This window comes from Nocardioides sp. CFH 31398, from assembly GCF_022436705.1.
GTDB lineage: Bacteria > Actinomycetota > Actinomycetes > Propionibacteriales > Nocardioidaceae > Nocardioides.
In genome coordinates, this window is record NZ_JAKUHT010000005.1 from 66,661 (window position 1) to 90,160 (window position 23,500).

Genomic DNA, 23,500 nt, shown 5'->3' on the forward strand with positions numbered 1-23,500 from the left:
AGGTGTTCTCTCTGTCGGGGAGGCCGTGCCAGGGCCATGGCGCTGCCGTTCCAGGGTAGGAAGGCCCCCTCAAGGCCCGCCATTCCGCGCTTCAGGGTTTCCTCAAGAGCCCGGGAGGACAGTGTCCTCCCGAGGCTCCTGGGGCTCGTGGTGCACGCGTGTTCCCCGAACGGCCCGACCCGGCGCCGGGGGCGGCGGTCAGCCGACGGTGATGTCCGGCGTCCGGACGCTCATCACCTGGTTACCGGCGGGGTCGGAGACCCGCACGCGGTAGTACACCTTCTGACCCGACGTGACGCCGGTGTCGCGCCAGGTGAAGCTCTCCGTGCGCCACTTCACCGACTCGCGGGTCACGGAGTACAGGGGGACGTCGGTGCGCCACCCGCGGAAGACCTCGTAGGTCAGGTCCACGTCGTCGCGGTCGAAGCCGAGCCGGACGTTCAGGTCGACGTAGCCGGGGCCCGCGGTGGCGGTCGGGTACGCCGCCCGCTCGGGCGCCGACGACCCGGCGAGGAACCGGGTCAGGTTCTCCTGCGCGCGGCTGTTGACGGAGTTGAAGCCGCCGCCCATGACGAGCTGGTTGCCGTCGCTCGCCAGGGCCCGCGACAGCAGGAGGCTGCGCTGGTCCTGCTTGTTCCCGTCGGTCTGCACGAAGTAGGGCCGCAGGGCGCCGGTCTCCTTGTTGATGGCGTGGATCGCCAGGTAGGTGCGCGGGTTCAGCTCGGGGTGGCCCCCGGCGCGCGAGCAGTCGTGGGCGTGGGACGCGACGTACACGTCCTGGCCGACGACCTGCAGGCCGAAGGTGTCGCCGTAGCAGTTCACGTACCAGTTGCGGTCGCCGGTCGCGGCGTCGATCGAGCTGACGCCCTCCGTGCGGGTGTCGCTGTAGAGGAAGTCGTCACGGCTGCCCACGAAGACGTCGTCGCCGGAGACCTCGATGGCGGTGCCCCAGCCGTGCGGGCCGGTGATGTAGCTCTGGGTGAACCCGGCGGCGAGGGAGCCGTCGGCGGCGTTCGTCGCCGCGAACCCCTGCCGAGCCTGGCCGTTGACCTGCTGGAACGGGCCACCGAGGAAGACGCGCTGGCTGTCGGAGGAGACGCCGAGGGCGGTGACCCGCAGCGCCTCGTTGCGGGTCGGGGTCGCGACCGTGGGCGCCCAGGCCGTGGTGCGACCGGTGACCAGGCTGATCGCGCCGGCGTTGCGCCGCGTGGCGTTGCCGACGCGGTTGAAGCGACCGCCGACGTACAGCGTCGTGCCGTCGGGCGACACCGCCAGCGCACTGACGGGGCCGTCGACGCCGTTCTGGCCGACGCCCCCGAGGAAGCGGCCGGTCGCGGCGTCGAAGCGGGCGATGTAGTCGGCGCGCTGGCCGTCGACGCGGTTGAACTCCCCGCCGACGATCACCGTCGAGCCGTCCGGGGTGACGACCGAGGCCCGGACGAGGCCCTGCTTGCCGGTGTAGGTGTTCGTGAGCTGCGGGGCGAACGAGGCGATCGGCGCACCGGTCGTGGCGTCGAAGGCCGCGAGGTTCGCGATCTGCGTCTCGTCGGTGCCACGCGCGGCGCCCGAGGGCCGCGTCGAGGTGAACTCACCGCCGGCGTAGATCCGACCGCCGGCGACCTCGAGCGTCCACACGGCGCCGTTGGTCTGGCCCATGGTGGTCGGGGAGCCCTGCATGACGGTGTGGCCCGGGTCGTACGCCGCCTGCGCGGGCGCGGCGCCCAGCGCGGCGACCACGCCGAGGGAGAGGAGCCCGGAGGCCAGGACCGCCGCGGCCCGGCGGAAGCCGGTGCGACCCGAGATCGTGCGACGCATGAGAGTGCTCTTCCTGCTCTGGACGTGCACGGCCCCCCCCGGCCGCGCACCGTGCGTCCAGGATGGGCGTCGGTCCTCAAGTGGTCCCGGGCGGGACCTCAGCCTTCGCTCAAGATCGCGCTCACCACCAGGTGGGTTCGCCCAGCAGCTCGGCGAGCGCCTCGTTGTGGGGCGCGTAGTGCGCGCGGAGCTCGGCCTCGAGCCCCGGGTCCATGGGGTCCTCGGGGCGACCCCGGTTGCGCTTCGCGCCGGCGAGGCCGACGCGGTCGATGCCGACGAAGTCCTCGATCCGGCCGAGCGTCGCGTCCGGGTCGGCGTAGAGGTCCTCGCTGCGCAGCACCAGCACCCGGTCGCGGCCGTAGGCGTCGAACCAGCGCTTCACCTGGGGGGCGTACTCGCCGCGCGTGCGGTACGAGAACCAGTCCCACGGCCGGCTGTAGTAGAGCGGCTCGTCGCGCATCCGCTCCACCTCCCCCGCGAGCCGCTCCGGCTCGGCCGCGAGGGCCTCCGCGAAGCCCAGCGTCTCCACGCCCGCGCGCGTGCGCTCCTGGTGGTGCGAGCGCGCGCGGACGACGGGGTCGCGCAGCAGCATGACGATGCGGGCGGCGGGCAGCAGCGCGCGGGCGCGCTCGGCGACCCGGGGGTCGAACAGGTAGAACGGGCTCGCCTCGAACGAGACGGCTGCGCCGTGCCGGGCGGCGTGACGTCGACGGGCCGCCCGGGTCGGGAAGTGCCCCAGGTACCAGTCGGGACCCCGGTCGTAGTGCCAGTAGAAGTAGTGCGGGCTCTTGAGGTTCTTCGCCGCCGGGACGGTGGTCATCACCTGCGGGTGGGTGATGAGCGTGGACCACGTGAAGGTGGTCCCGCCGCGCTTCGTGCCGACCACCAGGAAGTCGGGACCCTGCCGCAGCCCCGCGCTGGCGGTGGTCGCGGCGCGGATGCCCGACTCGGCGAGGTCCTTGGCCCCCTGCGGCAGCAGCCGCTTGGCGAGGGCGGTCGGGGAGGTCATCGACGGGCTCCGATCAGGGCGCGGACGTCGCCGAGGTGCAGCCGGTGCCGCAGCGGCACCAGCAGGGCGGCGTACAGGAGGAGGGACACGGGGACCTGGACGGCCAGGCCCACCAGGGTGGGGCCGAGCAGCAGGGTGACGGCCAGGGCGGGCAGCCCGAAGGCGACCAGGGCGACCCCGCCGGCCAGGGCGACCTCCGCCCACGGCAGGGCGACGTCGACCCGGCCACGGCGGCGCAGCACGCACAGGACGGAGTCGCCCGTCAGCGCCAGGCACCAGGCGACGGCCGCGCCCGGCAGACCCCAGGTGGGGATCAGGACGAGACCGAGACTGACGTTCAGGCCCAGCGAGACCACCGAGTTCGCGGCGGTGAGCCTGCTGAGGCCGGCCATGAGCAGCATCGAGTTCACGTTGCCCAGCGCGAGGTAGCCCAGGAGACCCAGGCACATCACCGTCAGGGCCGGGGCCGCCGCCGTGAACTCCGGGCCCACCAGCGACATCACCAACGGCGAGAAGGCCGCCAGGGTCAGGAACATCGGCCAGGACAGCAGCACCAGCCAGGTGGTGGCCATCGCGTGGATGTCGGCCGCCTCGTCCTCCTCGCCGCGGGCGAACGCGGAGGCCAGGAGCGGCGCGCTGACGATGCGCAGCGCCTCCATCGCCATGATCCCGGTGGTGACGAAGCGGCTCGCGGCCGCCCACACACCGGCCGCGGCGGGACCCAGCAGCAGGCCGACGAGCAGGACGTCGGCCCACTTGATGCCGATCTCGCACAGCGAGGCCAGCCCGCGGGGCAGGTTGAACGCCCACGCGTCACGCAGGACCTGGCGTCGGGGTCGGGGGGCGATCCCCGACGCCAGGCGTTCGCGGCGCAGCGTCCGGCGCAGCAGGCCGAACGCCACGAGGTCCATGAGGACCAGGGGGACGGTCCAGGTCCACAGCAGCAGCGCCGTCGGCCCGTCGGTCAGCCACAGCAGACCGAGCAGGAGCAGGCGGCCGGTGGGGAGCCAGACCTGGTAGAGCAGGACGAAGGTGCGGGCCCCGCCGAGGGACCGCGTGCCGTTGACGCTCGCCTGGCCGACCGCGGAGAACACCAGCGTCAGCGACAGCACGAGCAGGAACGACCGGCCGAGCGCGGCGTCGTCCGGCGTGAGGACCGCGGCGAGGGGTCCGGAGAGGGCGGCGAGCCCGCCGGCGACGACCAGGCTCCAGGCCAGCATCGGGGCCAGGATCGCGGAGGACACCGTCCACGCGTCCTCGTGCGCGCCGGTCGCGCGGTACGCCGCGACGCTGCGGACCAGGCCGCTGTCACCGCCGGCCATCGCCACGACGTTGAGGATCATGAACACCGCGACGGCCATGAAGTACAGGCCGGAGAGCTCCGCACCGAACCACCGGCCGACCAGGACGGTCAGCGCGAACCCCGCGAGGGCGGCGTACACCGAGCCGGCGAGGGTCAGCGCCCCGGAGCGCGCCATGCCGGTCCGGGCGGCGCCCGCACGGGCGGGCGTCTCGACGGGCCGGTCTGCGGGGCCGCTGGCGGAGGTGGGGTCGGTGCGGACGGTCACGTCAGATCCCCCGGCCGCGGGCGTGGAGGGCGCGCTGGAGGCGGTCCGCGGAGACGAGGCGCGACAGGACCAGCGTCGTCAGGAGGATGCGGGGCTCGCGGCGGTTGTCGGCGCGAGCGGCCCTCAGCCAGCGACGGGCCTCGGCGCGCTCACCGAGCGCGGCGTGCGCGAAGGCGATCTGGGCCTCGATCCGGGCCCGGCCGGCGCGCTGTCGCTCGAACTCGGGGTAGCGGCGCAGCATCTCCGTCAGCGCGTCGGCGATCATCCGCCACCGGCTGAAGAAGTAGGACCCGCCGTTCCACTCGATGTCGGCGACGACCTCGGGCACGAGCCGGATCGTGCCCAGCCTGGCGAGCTTGAGCAGCTGGTCGTAGTCCTCGGCGAAGCCGCCCGGCAGGGAGGCGTCCCAGCCGTCCACCTTCTCCAGCGGCTCGCGGCGGTAGAGCATCGCCGAGGAGTGCAGCTCCATCACCCGGTCGGCGAGCAGCTCGTCGAGCCCGACCTCGGCGTACGGCGCGCGGCGCAGCGTCACGCTGTCGCCGCGGACGATGCGGATGCTGCCGCCGACCGCCACGGCCTCGGGGTGGGCGTGCAGCTCGGCGATCCCCAGCGCCAGCCGGTCCGGCGTCCAGACGTCGTCGTCGTCGCAGAGGGCGAGGAACTCCTCGTCCAGCACCTCCATGCCGGTGTTGCGGGCGCCGCACTGGCCCGGCTCGCGCTGGTTCACCAGCACCGTCAGGCTCTGTCGGTCCGGCTGGGGCGGCTCGGGCAGGTCCAGGGTGTCGGGCACGTCGCCGTCGATGACCACGGCGACGTTGACCGGGCCGGTGTAGCTCTGCGTCCACACGGCCTCCAGGGCGCGCGCCAGCAGGCCGAACCGGTCGCGGGTCGCGATGACGACCCCGACCGCCGGCTGCGGCGTGCCCCCGTGGACGGTCATGCCGTGGCCGCCCACCTGCGGCCACCGGCCGTCGCGATGCCGAAGCAGGGGGCGTCGACGAAGTCCAGGCGCGCCACCGTCTGGTCGATCTCGTCGACGCGGGTGATGCCTTCCACGCCGATCAGGACGATCCCGTCGCAGGACGCCGCCTCGTCGAGGCCGTCGACCGTCTCGAGGTCGATGGGGACGACGCGCACCTCCAGGTCGGGCGCGGCCTCCGCGAGCTGGCGGCGCACGACGCCGACGAGGTCGTCACGGCCCTTGGCCATGACGTCGACGCCGAGACGCACGTGGCGGCCCTCGTCGCCGTCGCCGCCGCCGAGGCGGCGACCGACGCCGAGCATGGCCGCGACGCCGGCGATGCCGACGCTGGCGCGGCCCTCGAGCGCCCCGAGGTCCCGCACGCCGGGCACGGAGACGGCGCCCCGGCGGCGCAGGCGCGGCGAGCGCGCCTCGAGCAGGTACGCCGCGACCACGGCGAGCAGCAGGCCGGCGAGGCCGCCGGCGAGGGGCAGGACACCCGTGGGCAGCGAGCTCTCCTCGGCGGTGTCCTCGGCCGGCTGGGCGATCTGCCCGACGTCCACGATCGTGGAGTTGAGGCTCTGGCTCTGCTGGCGCAGCCGGGCCGTCTGGGTGGCCGGCGAGGTCTCGATGAGGGTGTAGACCTTCTGCTTCTGACGCTGCCAGCGCTCGAACGCGTCGGCCTGCGCGGCCTCCAGGTAGGCCACGGCGGCGGCGTCGGCACCGGCTTCGGCGTCGGCGGCCGTGGGCGCGGTGTACTGGAAGTCGAGGAACGACGTGGCGTCGCGGGCGGCGACGGTCAGGCTCTCCTCGACCTCGTCGACGTCGGTCCCGAGCTCCTCGGCGATCGCGGCGTGCACGGGCCGGGTGTCGGCCAGCGCCACCGAGTCCTCGGCGGAGGCGGGTGCGGGCGCGAGCTCCAGGATCCTCACGAGACCCGGGCCGACCTGCACCGTGGCGGTGGCCGTGGCGGAGACCGGGGCGAGCGGGATGGCCGCGACCCCCAGGCCGACGCCCGCGAGGGTGCAGACGAGGAGCAGCAGCCAGCGGTCCCGCGCGGCGGGGAGGATCCCCGTGACGGGACGCAGGGGCTCGGGCGAGTGGGCGCTCATCAGGCGTACTTCCTCTCGGGGCTCCGGCCCGGGTGGGGGCCGAAACCGTGCTCGGGTGCGGTGCGGGGGTCGGCGGACCGGTCGGTCCCCTCGCCCCTCCTGCCCGTCGCGCAGACCGCGAGCGCGAAGAGCGTCACGGCCAGCGGGACGGGGAGGATGTCGTAGAACGCGGTCTGGACCACGAGGACGACGCCCGTGGCGTGCAGCCACAGGTCCGGTGAGCTCGCGCTCCCGGGACGTGAGTGCCACCAGACGGCGGCGACGGTGCCCAGCAGCAGGGCGGCGCCGACGAGGCCGTGCGAGACCATCGTCGTCCACAGCTGGCCGTGGGTGCCGATCGAGACGTCGTTGCTGTCGGCGAGGCCCTCCGACGACTGCGGGGCGCCGTAGCCGAAGAAGGGCGAGCGCAGCGCGAGCTGCCAGGAGGCCTGGTAGAGGGTCTCCCGGGTGCTGACGTTGCTGTACTCGAAGCGGCTGGTCAGGGTGTCGAGCAGACCGGGAACCACCGCGATGGTGGTCGCGACCAGCCCGGCTCCCCCGAGGACGCCGACGAGCACCTTGGGGCGGCCGGCGGCGACCCGGACCACCATCACGTAGGCGACGGCCACGGTGATGCTCACCCAGGCGCCGCGGTTGACGGAGATGAGGATCGGCACGGCCGAGACCGCCAGCAGCAGGGCGACCAGCACCCGCCGCCGGCGCGTCGACGCCGTCAGCGCGCCGTGGATCGCGACCGGGGTCAGGATGCCCATCGCCGCGGCCCAGTCGTTGGTGTACGGGAAGAGCGCGGCCGGGCGTGCCGTCTGGTACAGCTGGTCGAACTCGGTGAACCGGGCCCGGGTCATCGCCACGACGTAGGGGTTGTTGATGCCCGCGGTCCGCAGCGCCGTCCCGAACGGGGTCGGGACCTCGAGGGGCGCGACCAGCAGCCCGGGCAGCGCGAGGACGACGGCGAACGCCCACAGCGCGAGCAGCCAGCCCAGCACGCGGCGGCGGTCGAGCCCGCGGTGCAGCGCGTTCCACACGAAGAACGCCATGATCGCGACGGTCAGGTAGAGCACCGTGCGCAGCCCGTACGCCGCGGCGTAGCGCGCGGAGGTCAGCATCAGCGCCGAGATCAGCACCCAGCCCAGGAAGACCAGCAGGACGCCGTACCCGGGCGGCAGGACGACCTGCCGGCGGTTGGTGACGAGCCAGGCCAGCAGGGGCAGGGCGGCGACGGGCCACAGCGGGATCTGGATCCCCAGCACCCACCAGAGCGGGTAGCCGAGCAGCAGCACCGCGAGCGGGCGCGCGGCGGCGGCGACGGCCGCACGGCCGTCCGGGCGTCGCTCCTCACGGGGCGCGACGCGCCGGCCGCCGGGGCGGCTCCGGGCGAGGTCGGTGACGGTCATCGGTCGTCCGCCCCGTGCTCTAGGGTCGGGCCATGCTCGCCGCCGGAGTCCGGGCCCTGCGTCTCGACGGCGCCATCGCCGTGCGCCACGTCGTGCTCACGCTGCTCGCCGGCTCGGCCCTCGTGCCGCGCCCCGTCCGCTGGGCGGTCTACCGGCTCGTCGGCCTCGACGTCCGCACGCCGAACATCTTCAGCGGCACCCGGATCACCGGCACCGACCTGAGCATCGGGCGCGGGACCTTCCTCAACCACGACTGCTACCTCGACGTCGCCCGCGGTCGGATCGCCATCGGCGAGCGGTGCCACCTCGGTCCGCAGGTCATGATCCTCACCGCGACCCACGACCGCGACGGCGCCGGCGGCGCCGCCAGCGCGTCCCGCTACCTGACCACCGTGGTCGGCGACCGGGTGTGGCTGGGCGCCCGGGCGACCGTGCTGCCGGGGGTGCGCATCGGTGACGGGTGCGTCGTGGCCGCCGGGGCCGTCGTGGCCGCCGACTGCGACCCCGGCGGGGTGTACGGCGGCGTCCCGGCGCGTCGTCTCCGCGAGGTCGGCGACGCGGCGTCCGTGGACGCGTGAGCGCCACGTCCGCACCAGGCTGGAGCGGCGACGCGGACGGGTGCCGACCAGGGCGTCGAGCTCGTCGGCGAGACGGCGCAACGACGCCTCGGTGACGGGGTCGAGGACCTCGCCGACCTCGCCCGGCGGACGGACCCGGCCCTCCTCGCGGGCGGCGTCCACCTCCCGCTCGAGCTCCTCGGCGTCCAGGGCGAGACGCACCAGCCCGGCGCGGTCCGCGGCGGCGGCGAACCGCATCTGGTGGGAGTCGACGTGCTCGCCGCGGGCCGGGTCGCGCGGCACGCAGACCGGGCGGTGACCGAGCACCCGGGCGTCGCTGATCAGGCCCGGGCCTCCGTGGCAGACCACGGCCGAGGCCTGGGCGATCAGCGAGCGCAGCTCGGCGTACGACAGGTGCGCGCGGCCCTCCGCGTGGCGGGGCGGGCGGGACGTGCCGTGCTGGACGACGACCCGCACGTCGGGGCCCTGCCGCCCGCTCCAGCCGTCGGCGAGGTCCACCAGCCGGTCGAACGGGTGGTGGTCGGTGCCCGCGAGGAAGAGGACGGGCCCGTCGAGGAGCGCGCTCACAGCAGCGGCCCCACCAGGCGTGCGTCCGGGTAGACGTCGAGCTGGCTGTCCCACTGCGCGATGCGCCGGGTGGTGAAGGGCCCGACGAGGCGGCCGGTCATCGTCGCGGAGTCGATGCGGTCGTAGACCTCGATGAAGACCGTCGGCACGCGCATCAGCCAGGCGAGCACGAAGAAGGGCACGGCGACGCCGGCGCCGGTCGACAGCACGAGCGAGGGGCGCTCCGCCCGCAGCACCCTGAGGGCCAGGCGCAGGTTGCGCAGCAGGTTCGGCACGTGGCGCGTGGTCGGCGAGTACGACGTCACGACCCGCTCGTCGGCGAGCTTGTCGCGCACGTCGGCGGTGTCCGGGCAGACCCACAGGCGGTCACGGTCGGCCCACCAGGGTCGGAGGGCCAGGAGCTGGGCCAGGTGGCCCCCCTGCGTGCTGACCAGGAGCACCGGACCGCCTCCCGAGTCGCGGTCGGTGGAGTGCATCAGTAGGCACCGTCCCGGCGCAGCACCGCGCGCAGGGTCCGCAGGCAGATGGCGAGGTCGCCGCCGACGGTGATGTTGTCGGTGTAGTGCAGGTCGAGCGCGACGGCCCGCTCCCACGCGAGGTCCGAGCGGCCGCTGACCTGCCACAGCCCGGTCAGGCCGGGCTTGACCGCGAGACGCCGGCGGGTGGCCTCGTCGTACAGGGCCACCTCCTCGGGCAGCGCGGGGCGCGGCCCGACGAGCGACATGTCGCCCTTCACCACGTTGATGAGCTGGGGCAGCTCGTCGAGGGAGGTGATGCGGAGCAGGCGTCCGACCCGGGTGACCCGCGGGTCGCGGCGGATCTTGAACAGCACGGCGTCGGACTCGTTGGAGTGCGCCAGCAACGTCCGGCGGTCCTCGGCGTCGTCGGTCATGGTGCGGAGCTTGTAGATCGTGAAGGGACGCCCGTAGCGCCCGATGCGGGTCTGCGTGAACAGCGCCGGACCGCGGGAGTCGAGCCGGATCGCGAGCGCGGCGACGCCCATGACGGGCAGGGCGATCGCGAGCAGCACGAGACCGGCCACGCGGTCGAAGAGGATCTTCGCGACGGCCGCCAGCATGCGCGGGCGCGGCGGGGCGACGGAGAGCACGGTGCTGTCGGCGACGCCGGACACCGAGATGCGGTGCGGGGCGAGCGCACCGGACTCGTCGAGGACGCCGAGGTCGGCCCCCGTGTGCTCGAGGTGCCAGCCGAGCTTGCGGAAGGTGTCCGTGCCGATGCCGGCGCCGCTGGTCGCCAGCACGAGGTCGACCTTCCACGCGGCCACGGCCTCGGCGATGTCGCTGTGGCCCTCCTCGATCGGGGCGCCGGGGTAGCGGTGCACGTAGCCGGGGTCGCCGTCCACGGTGATGTCGCACAGACCCACCACGATGGCGTCGCGACGGTCCGACCAGCGGCGGAAGGCCGCGGCGGTCACCTCGGGCTCGCCGACCACGAGGACCCGCACCGGGCCCCGCCGCCAGGCGCGGAGGCCGGCGAGCAGCAGCGCGGTGGCGGTGGCCAGCGTGGCGACCAGCATCACGTCGAGGACGACGGCGCGAGGGGTCCCGGCGAGCACGGCGACGATCGCCGCGGCGGAGGTCACGTAGAAGCCCGCTCGCAGCGGCACGTCCCAGGCCACCGACGGACCGGGCTTGCCCGCCCGGAACGCGACGCACGCGACGAGCCAGCCGCCGAGCGTGGACAGCGTGAGCGCGACGGGGGCGCCGGCGAGCACCGACCCACCGATCACGGCGGCGACGAGGACGACGACCTCGGCCGCGCTGCGGAGCACGCCGGTGCCGGCGCTGCGGGGCGGGCGTGCGTAGTCGGGGCCCGTCGGTGCCGGCGGGACGGAGGCGACGTTGCGCGGGACGGACGGCTCCCGAGGAGTGACAGACTGGTCGTCGACGACGCCGGGGTCACCAGCAGCCGCCGTCGGCGGCACACGGCCCGCCACGGACAGCTGGGTACCCAGCGCTCGTTGCTTCGTCAACTCGAGGCCCCCCCTCGATAAAGACCGGTCCCCCGGCCGTGCCACCGCTGACGGGTGGCTCCAGGTCAGCCCGCGTCAGACGCGAGACTGCCCCACTTCGCCTTCATTCACAGAACACTGTCCACAAGGTCGAACAGCGTTGTCAATCGGATCGTTTATTCCTGGCGGAAACCCTGAACAACCCTTGATCCGGCCACGTACCGATAGGCTCGGAGGGTCGGATCGGGCCGTGGGGGCACGGTCCAGGTGGTGCTCGGGGGCGTGCTCGCGCCCGCGTGGAGGAGGCGGCGACTGATGGGCTCGGGCCCGACCCCGGAGATCGACGACGAGTCCGACGGTCCCGTCGAGACCCGCCGCGAACGGGTCCGCCGCGAGACGGTCGAGGAGATCAAGGCCACCGCGCGCGAGCACCTCACGCTGGCGTCGTCGTCCCAGTTCTCGCTGCGCGCCGTCGCGCGGGACGTCGGCCTGACGCCCTCGGCGATCTACCGCTACTTCGGGTCCCAGCAGGAGCTGGTCGGGGCCGTGGCGAAGGACGCCTACGAGTCGGTGACGCACGTCTTCCGTGCGGTCGCCGCCGAGACCGAGGGCGAGGCCGCGGGCGCCCGGTTGCGCGCGCTGGGCCGCGCCTACCGGCGCTGGGGACACGACCACAAGGCCGAGTTCAACCTCATCTTCGGCTCCGACGTCGACGACCTCGTGGAGGGTCCGAGCGCCGTCGGCCCCGACACGCTGGTCGACTTCTTCGCCACGCCGCTGGCGATGTACACCGACGGGGTCGCGCGCGGCGAGATCGCCTCGCGGCCCGCCGACGCGGGGCCGAACCCGCTGTCGGCGCGGACCCTGGGCTTCCTGACCACCGCCGGGCTCGACGTCGAGGACCACGACCTCAACCTGCTCGTCACGAGCTGGGCGGCGATCCACGGGTTCGTGGCGCTCGAGCTGTTCGGCCACCTCGCCCGGTTCTTCGACGACGCGGACGCCGCCTTCGACCGCCAGCTGTCGCTCATCACGGTGGCGCTCGGCGCACGCTGAGCGCCCCGCCGCACCTCAGGAGTTGAAGCGCTGCTGGGTCCGCTCGAGGCCGTCGGTCACGAGGGACTCCACGGCGTCCGCGGCGAGGGCCACCTGCAGCTCGAGCTCGGGTCGCTCGCGGCGGGAGTAGTCGGACAGCACGAAGTCGGAGACCTCCTGGCGACCCGGGGGCCGGCCGATGCCGACCCGGACGCGGTGGAAGTCACCGGTCCCCAGGGAACCGCGCATCGACCGCAGCCCGTTGTGCCCGTTGTCGCCGCCGCCGAGCTTGCACCGCAGGCTGCCGAACGGCAGGTCGAGCTCGTCGTGGACCGCCACGACGCGCACGGGGTCGACACCGTAGAACCCGGCGAGCGCCTTGACCGGGCCGCCGACCTCGTTCATGAAGGTGCGGGGCCGGGCGAGCACGACCCGCGGGGCGTCGGGCCCGATCGGGCCGAGGCGCTCCTCGGCGACGTCCGCGCGGCCCGACTTGTGGGCCCGCAGACGACCGCCGAGGCGCCTCAGCAGCTCGTCGACGACGAGGTAGCCGACGTTGTGGCGGTGGCCGGCGTACGACGGACCGGGGTTGCCGAGCCCGACGACCAGCCAGCCGCCGTCCGACGCGGTCACTCCTTCTCGGCGTCCCCGTCGTCGCCCGCGTCGCCCTCGGACGCGTCGGCGTCGCCCTCGGCCTCGGCCTCGGCAGCAGCGGCCTCGAGCTCCTCGTCGGACTCGTCGCGCTCGATGCCGGCCTCGGCCTCGGCCTCCTCCAGCTCCGCCTCGACCTCCTCGGCGGTCGGCGCGTTGGTCACGTTGACGACGAGGGCCTCGCCGTCGGTGAGCAGCTCGGCGCCCTCGGGGAGCTCGAGCTCGGAGGCCGGGATCTGGGTGCCGACCTCGGCGCCCTCGACCGAGACCTCGATCTGCTCGGGGATCCTGGTGGCCTCGACCTCGAGGGAGATCGTGCCGCTCTCGGTGACGACCAGCGTCTCCGGGCCGGCCTCGCCGACGACCACGACGGGCACGTCGACGGTGACCTTCTCGCCACGGCGGACGGCGACGAAGTCGACGTGCTCGAGGGTGCGGCGGATCGGGTCGGTCTGGATCTGCTTGGTCAGCGCCAGCTGGGTGCTGCCCTCGACGTCGATCTCCAGCAGCGCGTTCGCGCCGCCGTTCTTCAGCGCCAGCCAGGTCGCGTGACCGGGCAGGGTGATGTGGACCGGGTCGTTGCCGTGCCCGTAGATCACGGCGGGCACCTTGTCCGCGCGGCGGATGCGGCGCGCGGCGCCCTTGCCGAACTCGGTGCGGGTCTCGGCGGTGATCTTCTCAGCGGCCATGGGTGGTGCGCTCCTCGTACGTCTGCTTCTCGGCTGGTGAGCCCGGCGGAGGGACTCGACGCCGGGCACGCGGAGCGCCCACCGCGTCGATCACGGAGGCGTCTCCGGGCCGGACCCGGGTCGCGCTCTCCCTCGCCGAGGCAACCCCGTAACTGTAGTCGCCGCCCTCGCGGGGGTCCAAGTCGGGCGGGGTGGGGATGGGGGCGGGGTCGGGTTTCGTGGGCCCGGTCGGGGTTCTACCAGCCGGCTGGTGAAACCCACTGACGGACGAGACCCGTGGGACCCCACCGCGCGGGGTGCGCGCGGGCCGGGACGGCGGGCCGTCGGCTCAGGTGGCCCCGCCGAAGAGCGAGGTGACGGAGCCGTCCTCGAAGACCTCGCGGATGGCGCGGGAGATGAGGGGGGCGATGGAGAGGCAGGTGAGCTTGTCGAACTGCCGGTCGGCGGGGATCGGCAGGGTGTTGCAGACGACGACCTCGGTGGCCGGGGAGTTCTTGAGGCGGTCGACGGCGGGGTCCGAGAGGATCGCGTGGGTGGCGGCGATGATGACGCCCTTGGCGCCCTCGGCCATCAGGGCGTCGGCGGCCTTCACGACGGTGCCGCCGGTGTCGATCATGTCGTCGACGAGCACGCACATGCGGCCCTCGACCTCACCGACCACGCGGTTGGCCACGGTCTCGTTGGGCCGGTCGGTACGACGGCTCTTGTGGATGAACGCCAGCGGGGCGCCGTCCAGCCGCGCCGACCAGCGCTCGGCGACCTTGATGCGGCCGGCGTCCGGCGAGACCACGGCCAGGGGCTCGTGGCCGTAGCGGGCCTTGACGTGGTCGGCGAGCACCGGCAGCGCCATCAGGTGGTCGACGGGGCCGTCGAAGAAGCCCTGGATCTGGTCCGCGTGCAGGTCGACCGCGATGAGGCGGTCGGCTCCGGCGGTCTTGAACAGGTCCGCCATCAGCCGCGCCGAGATCGGCTCGCGACCGCGGTGCTTCTTGTCCTGGCGGGCGTAGCCGTAGAACGGGAGCACCACCGTGATCCGCTTCGCCGAGGCGCGCTTCAACGCGTCGACCATGATCAGGTGCTCCATCACCCACTCGTTGATGGGGGCGGTGTGGCTCTGGATCACGAAGGCGTCGCAGCCCCGGACCGACTCCTCGTAGCGGACGTAGATCTCCGAGTTCGCGAACTCGTACGCCGACTGCGGGACGAGGCCGGTGCCGAGCAGGTCGGCGACCTCCTCGGCCAGCTCGGGGTGGGCCCGGCCGGAGAAGACCATCAGGTTCTTCTCGGTGGTGCGCTTCATTCCGCTCACGCGCGATGGCTCCTCGGGGAGGTGGGGCGAGTCGGTGCTCGATTCTGACCCACCGGCCCGCTCCCCCGCAGCCCGGGTCGGTCCGTGGACCTCAGGAGGCCCCGTCGGCCCCGTCGGGGCGGGCCGCGCGCGCCGCCTCGGCCTGCTTCGTGCCCGGACGACGCCGCTCGGCCCAGCCCTCGATGGTGCGCTGCGGCCCCGCGGAGACGGCGAGCGCTCCCGGCGGGACGTCCTCGCGGACCGTCGTCCCCGCCCCGGTGCCGGCCCCGTCGGCGATCGTCACGGGGGCGACGAACGTGTTGTTGGAGCCGGTGCGGACGTGGGCGCCGACGACGGTGCGGTGCTTCGCGACGCCGTCGTAGTTGGCGACGATCGTGCCGGCACCGATGTTGGTGCCCTCGCCGATGTCGGCGTCGCCGACGTACGACAGGTGCGGCACCTTCGCCCCGGGCCCGATCGTGGAGTTCTTGGTCTCGACGAACGTCCCGACCTTGCCCGCCTCGGACACCGTCGAGCCGGGGCGCAGGTACGCGAACGGCCCGACCTGGGCGCGGGGGCCGATGACCGCGAGCTGCGCGTGGGCGCGGGCGACGCGGGCGCCGGCGCCGACCTCGCAGTCCTCGAGCGTGCAGTCGGGCCCGACGACGGCGTCCTCCGCGACGTGGGTGGCCCCCAGCAGCTGGACGCCGGGCAGCAGCGTGGCGTCGGGCTCCAGCACGACGTCGTCCTCGACCCACGTGGTGGCGGGGTCCATGACGGTGACGCCGCGGCGCATCCAGCCGTCGAGGATGCGGGCGTTCATGACCCGGCCGGCCTCGGCGAGCTGGGCCCGGTCGTTGACACCCTGGGTCTCGGCCGGGTCGGCGACGGGGTGGGCCCCGACGCTGAGGCCCGCCTCGCGGGCGAGGGCCACCGCGTCGGTGAGGTAGTACTCCCCCTTGGCGTTGTCGTTGCCGATGCGCGGCACGACGTCCAGCAGGAACTCCGGGGAGAAGACCAGGATGCCGGAGTTGATCTCCCGCAGGGTGCGCTGCTCGGCGGTCGCCTCCTTCTCCTCCACGATCGCCTCGACCGTGCCGTCGCCCGCGCGGACCACGCGCCCGTAGCCGGAGGGGTCGTCGAGCAGCCCGGACAGGATGCTCAGGACGTGGCCCGAGGAGCGGTGCTCCTCCAGGAACACCCGCAGGCTCTCGCCGCGCAGCAGCGGGGTGTCGCCGAGGGCGACCAGGACCGGGCCCGTCGGGACGTGGCCCGCGTCGGCCATGGCGTCGAGGGCGACCCGGACGGCGTGCCCGGTGCCCTCCTGGGTCTCCTGCACCGCCAGCAGCGCCTCGGGGCGGATCTCCGCGAGGTGGGCCTCGACCTGCTCGCGCTGGTGCCCCACCACGGCCACGACCCGGTCGGGGCCGCAGACCTCGACGGCCGCGAGGACGTGACCGAGCATGCTGCGGCCGGCGACGCGGTGCAGCATCTTCATGGTCTTCGACCGCATGCGGGTGCCGCCGCCGGCGGCCAGGACGATCACGGTCACGTCGGACATGAGCGGCACCCTAGACGCCCCGGGTGGGCCCCCGACGACCGTGACCTCGTCGTCGGAGTGCCGTTGGGCACGGCAACCGAGCCGAACCGGAGTGTCGATGTCGCCCGTGCCTTCCGTGCCGCTGTCCCGCCGCCTCCTGCTGGGCGGCGCCGCCGCCGGTGCGCTGGTCGCCACGAGGCCGCCCGCCGCCGCGGCGGTGAGCGGCAGGAGGGGCGGCCTGCCGCGCCGGGTCGACGTCCTCGTCGTCGGCGCCGGCATCTCCGGCCTCGTCGCCGCCCGGCGCGCCCGTGCCGCCGGGCTCGACGTCCTGGTGTGCGAGGCCCGCGACCGGGTGGGCGGGCGCGTCGAGAACCACCGCCTGCGCTCGCGGGCCGCGGGCGGCGAGGTGGTGGAGGCGGGCGGGGCGTTCGTCGGCCCCACCCAGGGCCGGATCCTCGCGCTGGCCCGCGAGCTGAGGGTGCCGACGTTCGACCAGCACGTCGAGGGCCGCAGCGTCTACCGCTCCTCGCGCCTCGGCCGCACCGAGTACGTCGGCACCATCCCGCCCGACCCCGTCCTGCTCCCGGGCGCCGCGGTGGTGCTCGCCCAGGTCGACGCGTACGCCGCCGAGATCGACGTCGCCGCCCCCTGGGACCACCCCCGGGCCGCCGAGTGGGACGCCACCACCCTGGGTGCCTTCGTCGAGCGCAACGGGGGCCTCGACGGGCCGGGGCTCGTGCGCCTGCTGCAGTCGTGGACCCAGCCGACCTTCGGCGCGGACCCGCACGACCTGTCGCTGCTCTTCGCGCTCTGGTACGTCGCGACCGCCGGAGACGAGGACAACCCTGGCACCTTCTCCCGCAGCTCCGACACCAGCGGAGGCGCCCAGGAGCGCCGGTTCGTCGGCGGCTCCGGGCGGATCCCGCTGCGGCTGGCGCGCGACCTCGGCGACGACGTGGCGCTCGCCGCACCGGTGCGCCGGGTCGACCAGACCCGCGACCGCGTCCGCGTGACCACCGACCGCGGGGTGGTCGAGGCACGACGCGTCGTGGTCGCCGTCCCGCCGCCGACGGCGCTCGAGATCGACTGGGCGCCCGGGCTCCCGGACCGTCGACGCCGGCTGCTGCGCTCGGGGACGATGGGCGACCTCATGAAGGTCGACGCGGTCTACCGGCGTCCGTTCTGGCGCGACGCCGGGCTGAACGGCTTCGGGATCTCCGAGTCGGGCGCCGGCCGGGTGGTGTTCGACAACTCCCCGCCCGACGGCTCCCCCGGGGTGCTGCTCGCGTTCCTCGGCGGCTCCACCTGGCGGCGCTTCGGCAGGCTGCCCCGCGACGAGAGGCGCCGTGCGGTGCTGGCCGGGTTCGCCGGGCTGTTCGGCGACGAGGCGCTGCGCCCGGTCGAGTACACCGAGGCCGACTGGACCCGTGAGCGCTGGACCGGCGGTGGTCCGACCGCGATCCACGCCGCCGACGGCTCGTTCTCGGCCTTCGGCCCCGCGGTCCGCCGGCGGTTCGGTCGCGTGCACTGGGCCGGCACCGAGACCTCGACGTACTGGTCCGGCTACATGGACGGCGCCGTGCGGGCCGGGGAGCGCGCGGCCGACGAGGTCGTCACCGCCCTCGGACGCCGGGCGGGCGCCCGATGAGGCGCCGCCTGCTCGGCCGGCTCGCACTCGGCCTCTCCCTCGTCGCCGGGCCCCTGACCGCCTCGCCGACCCTCTCCCCCGCCGGCACGGCCGAGGCGGCACCGGTGGCCGTGCAGGACGAGCGCGGCGGCCGCTACCTGGTCGGACGCGGCATCGCCGACGTCACCGGCCCGGTCGCCGACGTCCAGCTCATGGGGTACGCCGACACCTCCCAGCTCGGCGCGGGCCTGCAGCAGCGCCAGTGGTCGCGGGCGTTCGTGGTCGTCGACCGGCGCACCGGCGAGCGCGTCGTCCACGTCACCGCCGACCTCGGGCTGATGTTCCAGAGCATCCGCGACGGGGTCCTCGAGCGCCTGCGCGCCGCCCACGTCGGGCTGTACGGCGAGCGCAACGTGATGCTCACCGTCACCCACACCCACGCGGGGGTCGGCGGCCAGTCGCACCACGCGCTGTATGACCTGCCCTACGGCCACCAGCCGCAGGCCCTCGGCGCCGCGGTCGACGGCATCGTCGCGTCGGTCGAGCGCGCCCACGACGACCTGGCGCCGTCCACCCTCGGGCTGGCGACCACGACGCTGGTGGACGCCAGCGCGAACCGCTCCCGCGAGGCGTTCCGCCTGAACCCCCGCAGCGACCGGCGCCACTTCCCCGGAGGGATCGACCCGCGGTCGACGACGCTGACCGTGCGCCGCGGCGGCGCGCTGGTCGGGGCGCTGAACTGGTTCGCCGTGCACGCCACGAGCCTGACGACGCAGAACCGTCTCGTCAGCGGCGACAACAAGGGCTACGCGGCGTACGCCTGGGAGCGCCTGGGTCGCGGCGTCGACCGCCGCGACATCGACCCCGACCTGGTCACGGCCTTCGCGCAGACGAACGCCGGCGACATGTCACCGAACCTGCGGCTGCGGCCGGGGACCGGGCCGACCACCGACGAGTTCCGCAACGCCGCCGTCATCGGGCGCCGCCAGCAGGAGGCGGCGCGGTCGTCGTCCCTGGGCCGGACCGAGCCGGTGACCGGCGGCGTCGACTCCCGCCTCGTGTACGTCGACCTGTCCGACGTGCGCGTGTCCGGGCGGTTCACGCCAGACGGCGAGCCCGGGCGCACATGCCCGGCGGCGCTGGGGGCCGCGTTCGCCGCGGGCAGTCAGGAGGACGGCGGCGGCGCCCCGCCCGGTTTCACCGAGGGCGACGGCGAGGGTGAGTTCGCGGTCAACCCGGTCGTCGGGCTCATCTCCGACGCGCTCTACACGGCGTCACCGGAGCTCCGCGCCTGCCAGGCGCCGAAGGACGTCCTCGCCCCCGTCGGGCCGCTCGACGTCGTGCAGCAACGGCTGCCCGTCCAGCTGGTGCGGATCGGCCCGCTGTACCTCGTCGGCGTGCCCGTCGAGCCGACGATCGTGTCGGGGCTGCGGCTGCGGCAGGCCGTCGCGCGCGTCGTCGACGCCCCGCTGCGCCACGTCCTGACGCAGGGCTACGCGAACGCGTTCGCCCACTACCTGACGACGCCGGAGGAGTACGACGCCCAGCAGTACGAGGGCGCCTCGACCATGTTCGGCCGCCTCGAGCTGCCGGCCCTCACGCAGGTCGCCGACCGCCTGGCGCGGTCGATGCGCGACGGCACGCGACTGCCTCTCGGTCAGAAGGAGCGGGACCGCTCCGACGAGGTGGTCCCGCCGCTGACCGGGCAGAACCTTCTGGACACCGCCCCGCCCGGCACCGACCTCGGCGACGTGGTGACGCAGCCGCGCTCGTCGTACACCGCCGGCTCGACGGCGTCCGCCGTGTTCGTGGGAGCCCACCACAACAACGACCTCCGCGCCGGCGGCACCTACCTGCTCGTCGAGCGCCGCACGGGCGGGCGGTGGGTGCGCGTCGCCACCGACGACGACTGGACGACACGGTTCGGGTGGTCCCACACGGGCCCCACGTCGTCCGAGGTGACGGTCGGCTGGGACGTCGCGCCCTCCGCCCGCCCGGGTCGCTACCGCCTGCGCTACCTCGGCGACGCGAAGGGCCCCGACGGGTCGCTGACGCCGGTGCGCGGCACGTCGCGGACGTTCGCGGTGCGCTGACCGGCGGTCTCGACGCGGTCGCTCGCCAGGGCTCGCTCCCTGCTCGACCACCTCTCGACCCAGGTGGTCGCGGCCGTCGAGACCCGGTGAGACCGTCCTACGGCGTGTGACGCAGGCGCACCGAGAGACAGGTGACGCACCCCTCGAGCTTCTCGAACTCGCTGATGTCGACGGCGACGACCCGCAGGCCGCGGGCCTCGTACGACGCCGCGGTCAGCGGGGCCGCGGTCGACATCAGGACCGTGGCGTCGTCGAGCAGCACGACGTGGGCGCCGGGCTCCTCCGGCACCGGCTCGTACGACGGCCACACCCCGGGGTCGTCGACGACCGGGTCCCAGCCGACGACGGTCCCGTCGGGCAGGGCGGTGACCGCGGACTTCAGGTGCAGCGCCTTGCTCAGGGGCACCGTCTCCACCCGGGCGCCCCACGGCGCCAGGTGGTCCGCGAGCTGGGCGATCCCCTCGCCGTTGGTCCGGCCCCCCGGGCCGCCGTTGAGGCCGACCCAGACGACGCCGTCGTGCTTGAGGACGTCCCCGCCGTCGAGCGTGCCGGGCTCGGTGATCGCGACGACCCGGTAACCGAGGTCGCGCAGCACCCCCTCGGTGCCGGCGACCTCGCCCTGCCGCTCCGGCGCCCCGGGCCGGGCCAGCACCGCGACCTCGCCGTACATCACCACGGTGTCCTCGACGAACGCCGAGTCCGGGTGCTCGGGCGCCGGCGGCACCTCGACCGTCTCCCAGCCCTCGGCGTGGAGCGCGTCGACGTAGCCCTGCCACTGCGCGAGGGCGAGCTCGACGTCGACCGGGGTCCGCTCGAGGTGGGTGAGCAGGCCGTCGGCCAGGTGCGGCGAGGGGCGGCGGACCAGGGCCCGGCGGGCGGTGACCATGGCGCGAGCCTAGGCAGGGTCGGTGGCCGCGTCACCGGGACGCACCAGCCCGCTCTCGTAGGCGCGGACGACGAGCTGCGCCCGGTCGCGCAGGTCGTGGGCGAGCAGCACGTCGCTGACGTAGCCCTTCACGGTCGCGGGGGCCAGGTGGAGCCGTCGGGCGATGTCGGGGTTCGACAGCCCGGCGGCGACCAGACGCACCACGTCGCGCTGGCGCCCGGTCAGCCGGAGCGGCGGCGCGGAGGCGACTCCTGCCGCGACCACGCTCTCGATCAGGCGCCGCGTCACGCTCGGCGCGAGCAGCGCCTCGCCGGCGGCGACCGCACGGATCCCGGCGTACAGCTGGTCGCGCGGGGCGCTCTTCAGCAGGAACCCGCTCGCGCCGGCCCGCAGCGCGGCGACGACCACCTCGTCGGACTCGACGGTGGTGAGCACGAGGACCCGGGCGGCGGCGCCGGCCAGCCGCCGGGTTGCCTCGATCCCGTCGACGCCGGGCATCCGGACGTCCATCAGGACGACGTCCGCGTCGGTCCGCCGGGCCGCCGCGACGGCCTGCGCCCCGTCCGCCGCCGTGGCCACGACGCGCAGACCGGGCTCGGCGCCCACGATGGCGGCGAGGCCCTCGCGGACGATCTCCTCGTCGTCCGCCACCACCACCGTGACCACCCCCGGGTCGCTCACCCCCGACCGCCCGCCGCCGTCGGCAGGCGCGCACCGAGCTCGAACCCGTCGCCGATCGGCCCGGACCACAGGTGCCCGCCGAGCGTCTCGACCCGCTCGCGCAGACCCTGCAGGCCGCGGCCGGCACCGCCGTACGCGCTGAGGTGGGCACGACGCCCCGTGCTGAGGACGACGACCTCGACCGCGGCGTCCGAGTGAGCGACGCGGAGCTCGGCGCCGGGCTCGCCGGCGTGGCGCAGGACGTTCGTCACCCCCTCCTGCAGCACCCGGAAGGCACAGCGGTCGACGTCCTCCGGCAGCGGGCGGGCGACGCCGGTGGTGCTCACCGCCAGGGCGAGCCCCGCGGCGCGGGCGCCCTCCACCAGGCCGGGCAGGCGGGCGAGGCCGCCGACCTCGGGACTGTCGTCCAGCAGACCCAGCATCCGGTGGAGCTTGGTGAGGGCGTCGCGGCTCGCGGCGCCGATCGCGGTCAGCGCGCGTCGGGCTGCGGCCGGGTCGGTGTCGAGGACGGCCTGACCGGCCTCGGCCTGGACGGCGACCAGGGTCACCGCGTGCGACACCACGTCGTGCAGCTCCCGGGCGATGCGCTGCCGCTCGGCCGCGGCGGCGGTGGCGGCCGCAGTCGCCGCCTCCCGCTCGATGACCAGCCGCTCGCGCTCGAGCAGACGGATGCGCTCGCTGCGCGCGCGGACCCCCCAGCCCAGGCCGCAGGGGACGACGAAGAACAGCAGCAGGGTGGCGAGCAGGTCGTCCTCGGTGCCCGAGGAGTCCAGCGCGACGGAGGTCAGCGCGGACGCCGCGAGCACCGCCACCGCGGGCAGCGCCCTGCGCACGGGGGCGTGGGCGAAGCCGGAGTAGGCCGCGACGATGACGGCCAGCAGCACGCCCACGACGTCCGGCGAGTCGACCACCAGGGTCTCCGCCATCACCCCGACGGCGATCCACACGCAGGTGAGGCCCGGGTACGTCGTCCGCACGGCCAGGCCGAGCACGGTCGCGGCGGCCATGGCCGCACGCAGCCCGGGGGCGGTGTCGCTGGTGGCGAGCGTCTCGGCGACGGCGAGCACCGCCAGGGCGACCGCCAGGGCGGCGGCCAGGGCGGCATCGGAGGTGCTGACGGCGGCGCGGAGCCGGTCACCTGCCCGGGGCATGCCCGCAACCTAGACCCGGCGGCGGCCCGGCGACACCGACCCGGGTCGGTGCCCACGGGCCCTGTCGTGCGCCTGACGTGGGTGCGGGTCGGGCCGCCCGTCGGTGGTCCGCGCCGCCCGTCGGCGACGAGGTTGGACGGCACCAGGCACCCACCCGACCCACGGAGGACCCGATGTCCCGCACCACCGCGCTCCCGACCACCCGCCCTCAGCTCGACGAGCCCCGCCGCGGCGTCGGCCGCGCCGCCGTCGTCCTGGCCGGGCCGGTGCTGCTCGTGGCCGCCGAGCTGATCGCCCCCCGCTTCCCGGACGCCCTCGACACCGCCGGCGAGGGCGCCTTCCTCGTCGCGCACCGCGGGCTGTTCACCGCGGCCTCGCTGCTGGGCGCGGCCGCCGGCGTCCTGCTGGCGGTCGCGGCCGTCGTCGTGGCTCTCGGCACCACGGGCCGCGGACGCCGGCTGCTCCGGGTCGCCGCCGGGTTCGCCGTCCTCGGCGGCACCGGCCTGACCATGCACCACGCCGCCACCCTCGGTGGTCTCGACGCCATGGCCGGCGGCGCCTCCCCGTCCTCGCTCGTGGCGATGGCCGAGGGCCCGGGGGCAGCGTCCTCGATCCTGGCCCTCCTCCTCGGGACGACGCTCGCGGCCCTCCTGCTCGCCCTGGCCGCCCACCGCACCGGACGCACCCCGGGCCGCGCCGGTTGGTGGCCGCTCGGCGTCGCGGTGCTCGGCGTCGCCGCGAACATGTCGGGCATCGCGTTCGGGACGGTCGTCTTCGTCGTCGCGATCGGCGTCCTGCTGGCGGTGCACCTGCGGCCCGCCGTCGACGGCGGCTGACCGGGCGCTCGCCCCTCGTTGCGGAGCACCTGGACCACCGAGAGCGG

20 protein-coding genes and 1 pseudogene are annotated in these 23,500 nt (G+C 74.8%); 5 read left to right on the forward strand and 16 right to left on the reverse strand.

The features are described from left to right. Window positions 1-198: 198 nt before the first annotated feature. The 6 genes from MJ876_RS04960 to MJ876_RS04985 form a co-directional block, all read right to left on the reverse strand. Window positions 199-1,815 carry a hypothetical protein gene (locus MJ876_RS04960; RefSeq protein WP_240234966.1) on the reverse strand — a complete coding sequence of 539 codons (1,617 nt, stop codon included), beginning with the start codon at window positions 1,813-1,815 and terminating at the stop codon, window positions 199-201. Window positions 1,816-1,936: 121 nt separating this feature from the next. Then, window positions 1,937-2,824: a sulfotransferase domain-containing protein gene (locus MJ876_RS04965; protein ID WP_240234967.1), complete on the reverse strand. Its 888-nt coding sequence runs from the start codon at window positions 2,822-2,824 to the stop codon at window positions 1,937-1,939. Then, window positions 2,821-4,392 (reverse strand): oligosaccharide flippase family protein, encoded by a 1,572-nt coding sequence (locus MJ876_RS04970; RefSeq protein ID WP_240234968.1) that lies wholly within the window; start codon window positions 4,390-4,392, stop codon window positions 2,821-2,823. The genes MJ876_RS04965 and MJ876_RS04970 overlap by 4 nt, the downstream gene beginning before the upstream one ends. 1 nt (window position 4,393) lies before the next feature. Then, on the reverse strand, window positions 4,394-5,332 hold the full coding sequence (locus MJ876_RS04975) for a glycosyltransferase family A protein (RefSeq protein WP_240234969.1): 939 nt from the start codon (window positions 5,330-5,332) through the stop codon (window positions 4,394-4,396). After that, complete coding sequence (locus tag MJ876_RS04980) at window positions 5,329-6,465, reverse strand: hypothetical protein (protein WP_240234970.1); 1,137 nt, start codon at window positions 6,463-6,465, stop codon at window positions 5,329-5,331. The genes MJ876_RS04975 and MJ876_RS04980 overlap by 4 nt, the downstream gene beginning before the upstream one ends. Then, window positions 6,465-7,859: an O-antigen ligase gene (locus tag MJ876_RS04985; protein WP_240234971.1), complete on the reverse strand. Its 1,395-nt coding sequence runs from the start codon at window positions 7,857-7,859 to the stop codon at window positions 6,465-6,467. Before MJ876_RS04985 ends, MJ876_RS04980 begins: the two co-directional genes overlap by 1 nt. Before the next feature lie 32 nt (window positions 7,860-7,891). Here MJ876_RS04985 and MJ876_RS21535 point away from each other — a divergent pair, with 32 nt between their 5' ends. Continuing rightward, a complete protein-coding gene (locus tag MJ876_RS21535) occupies window positions 7,892-8,437 on the forward strand; it encodes a DapH/DapD/GlmU-related protein (protein ID WP_275694449.1) in 546 nt (181 codons plus the stop codon). Window positions 8,438-8,590: 153 nt separating this feature from the next. Here MJ876_RS21535 and MJ876_RS22420 read toward each other — a convergent pair. The 3 genes and pseudogenes from MJ876_RS22420 to MJ876_RS05000 form a co-directional block, all read right to left on the reverse strand. After that, window positions 8,591-9,058, reverse strand: a pseudogene (locus MJ876_RS22420) (glycosyltransferase); the annotation flags it as partial. Beyond that, window positions 9,001-9,480, reverse strand: a complete 480-nt coding sequence (locus MJ876_RS04995) for a UDP-N-acetylglucosamine transferase subunit ALG14 (RefSeq protein ID WP_240234972.1) — start codon at window positions 9,478-9,480, stop codon at window positions 9,001-9,003. The pseudogene MJ876_RS22420 and the gene MJ876_RS04995, both read right to left, overlap by 58 nt. Then, a complete protein-coding gene (locus MJ876_RS05000; RefSeq protein ID WP_240234973.1) occupies window positions 9,480-10,997 on the reverse strand; it encodes a sugar transferase in 1,518 nt (505 codons plus the stop codon). The genes MJ876_RS04995 and MJ876_RS05000 overlap by 1 nt, the downstream gene beginning before the upstream one ends. A 294-nt stretch (window positions 10,998-11,291) precedes the next feature. On the opposite strand from MJ876_RS05000, the gene MJ876_RS05005 reads away from it, so the two are divergent. Beyond that, a complete protein-coding gene (locus MJ876_RS05005; RefSeq protein ID WP_240234974.1) occupies window positions 11,292-12,032 on the forward strand; it encodes a TetR/AcrR family transcriptional regulator in 741 nt (246 codons plus the stop codon). Window positions 12,033-12,047: 15 nt separating this feature from the next. Here the strand turns inward: MJ876_RS05005 and pth are convergent, their stop codons facing one another. From pth to glmU, 4 genes are all read right to left on the reverse strand, one after another. Further along, window positions 12,048-12,644: an aminoacyl-tRNA hydrolase gene (gene pth / locus MJ876_RS05010; RefSeq protein ID WP_240234975.1), complete on the reverse strand. Its 597-nt coding sequence runs from the start codon at window positions 12,642-12,644 to the stop codon at window positions 12,048-12,050. Further along, window positions 12,641-13,351 (reverse strand): 50S ribosomal protein L25/general stress protein Ctc, encoded by a 711-nt coding sequence (locus tag MJ876_RS05015; RefSeq protein WP_240234976.1) that lies wholly within the window; start codon window positions 13,349-13,351, stop codon window positions 12,641-12,643. The genes pth and MJ876_RS05015 overlap by 4 nt, the downstream gene beginning before the upstream one ends. A gap of 328 nt (window positions 13,352-13,679) precedes the next feature. Continuing rightward, window positions 13,680-14,651, reverse strand: a complete 972-nt coding sequence (locus tag MJ876_RS05020) for a ribose-phosphate diphosphokinase (protein ID WP_240235471.1) — start codon at window positions 14,649-14,651, stop codon at window positions 13,680-13,682. A gap of 100 nt (window positions 14,652-14,751) precedes the next feature. Next, window positions 14,752-16,200, reverse strand: coding sequence for a bifunctional UDP-N-acetylglucosamine diphosphorylase/glucosamine-1-phosphate N-acetyltransferase GlmU (glmU, locus tag MJ876_RS05025; RefSeq protein ID WP_240234977.1), 1,449 nt, complete (start codon window positions 16,198-16,200; stop codon window positions 14,752-14,754). A gap of 106 nt (window positions 16,201-16,306) precedes the next feature. Between glmU and MJ876_RS05030 the strand changes: the two genes are divergently transcribed. Both MJ876_RS05030 and MJ876_RS05035 read left to right on the forward strand, forming a co-directional pair. After that, window positions 16,307-17,827 carry an FAD-dependent oxidoreductase gene (locus tag MJ876_RS05030; RefSeq protein ID WP_308192562.1) on the forward strand — a complete coding sequence of 507 codons (1,521 nt, stop codon included), beginning with the start codon at window positions 16,307-16,309 and terminating at the stop codon, window positions 17,825-17,827. After that, the gene (locus tag MJ876_RS05035) at window positions 17,824-19,899 is read left to right on the forward strand and encodes a neutral/alkaline ceramidase (RefSeq protein ID WP_240234978.1); all 2,076 of its coding nucleotides are present in this window, start codon (window positions 17,824-17,826) and stop codon (window positions 19,897-19,899) included. Before MJ876_RS05030 ends, MJ876_RS05035 begins: the two co-directional genes overlap by 4 nt. Before the next feature lie 97 nt (window positions 19,900-19,996). On the opposite strand, the gene ddaH is transcribed toward MJ876_RS05035, so the two are convergent. The 3 genes from ddaH to MJ876_RS05050 are packed head-to-tail and all read right to left on the reverse strand — an operon-like array spanning window position 19,997 to window position 22,617. Continuing rightward, window positions 19,997-20,785, reverse strand: a complete 789-nt coding sequence (gene ddaH, locus MJ876_RS05040) for a dimethylargininase (RefSeq protein WP_240234979.1) — start codon at window positions 20,783-20,785, stop codon at window positions 19,997-19,999. Window positions 20,786-20,794: 9 nt separating this feature from the next. Continuing rightward, the gene (locus tag MJ876_RS05045) at window positions 20,795-21,466 is read right to left on the reverse strand and encodes a response regulator transcription factor (RefSeq protein ID WP_240234980.1); all 672 of its coding nucleotides are present in this window, start codon (window positions 21,464-21,466) and stop codon (window positions 20,795-20,797) included. After that, entirely contained in the window at window positions 21,463-22,617 is a 1,155-nt protein-coding gene (locus MJ876_RS05050) for a sensor histidine kinase (protein WP_240234981.1), read from the reverse strand. The genes MJ876_RS05045 and MJ876_RS05050 overlap by 4 nt, the downstream gene beginning before the upstream one ends. Window positions 22,618-22,790: 173 nt before the next feature. Here MJ876_RS05050 and MJ876_RS05055 point away from each other — a divergent pair, with 173 nt between their 5' ends. Continuing rightward, window positions 22,791-23,453, forward strand: a complete 663-nt coding sequence (locus tag MJ876_RS05055; RefSeq protein WP_240234982.1) for a hypothetical protein — start codon at window positions 22,791-22,793, stop codon at window positions 23,451-23,453. Window positions 23,454-23,500: the final 47 nt, after the last annotated feature.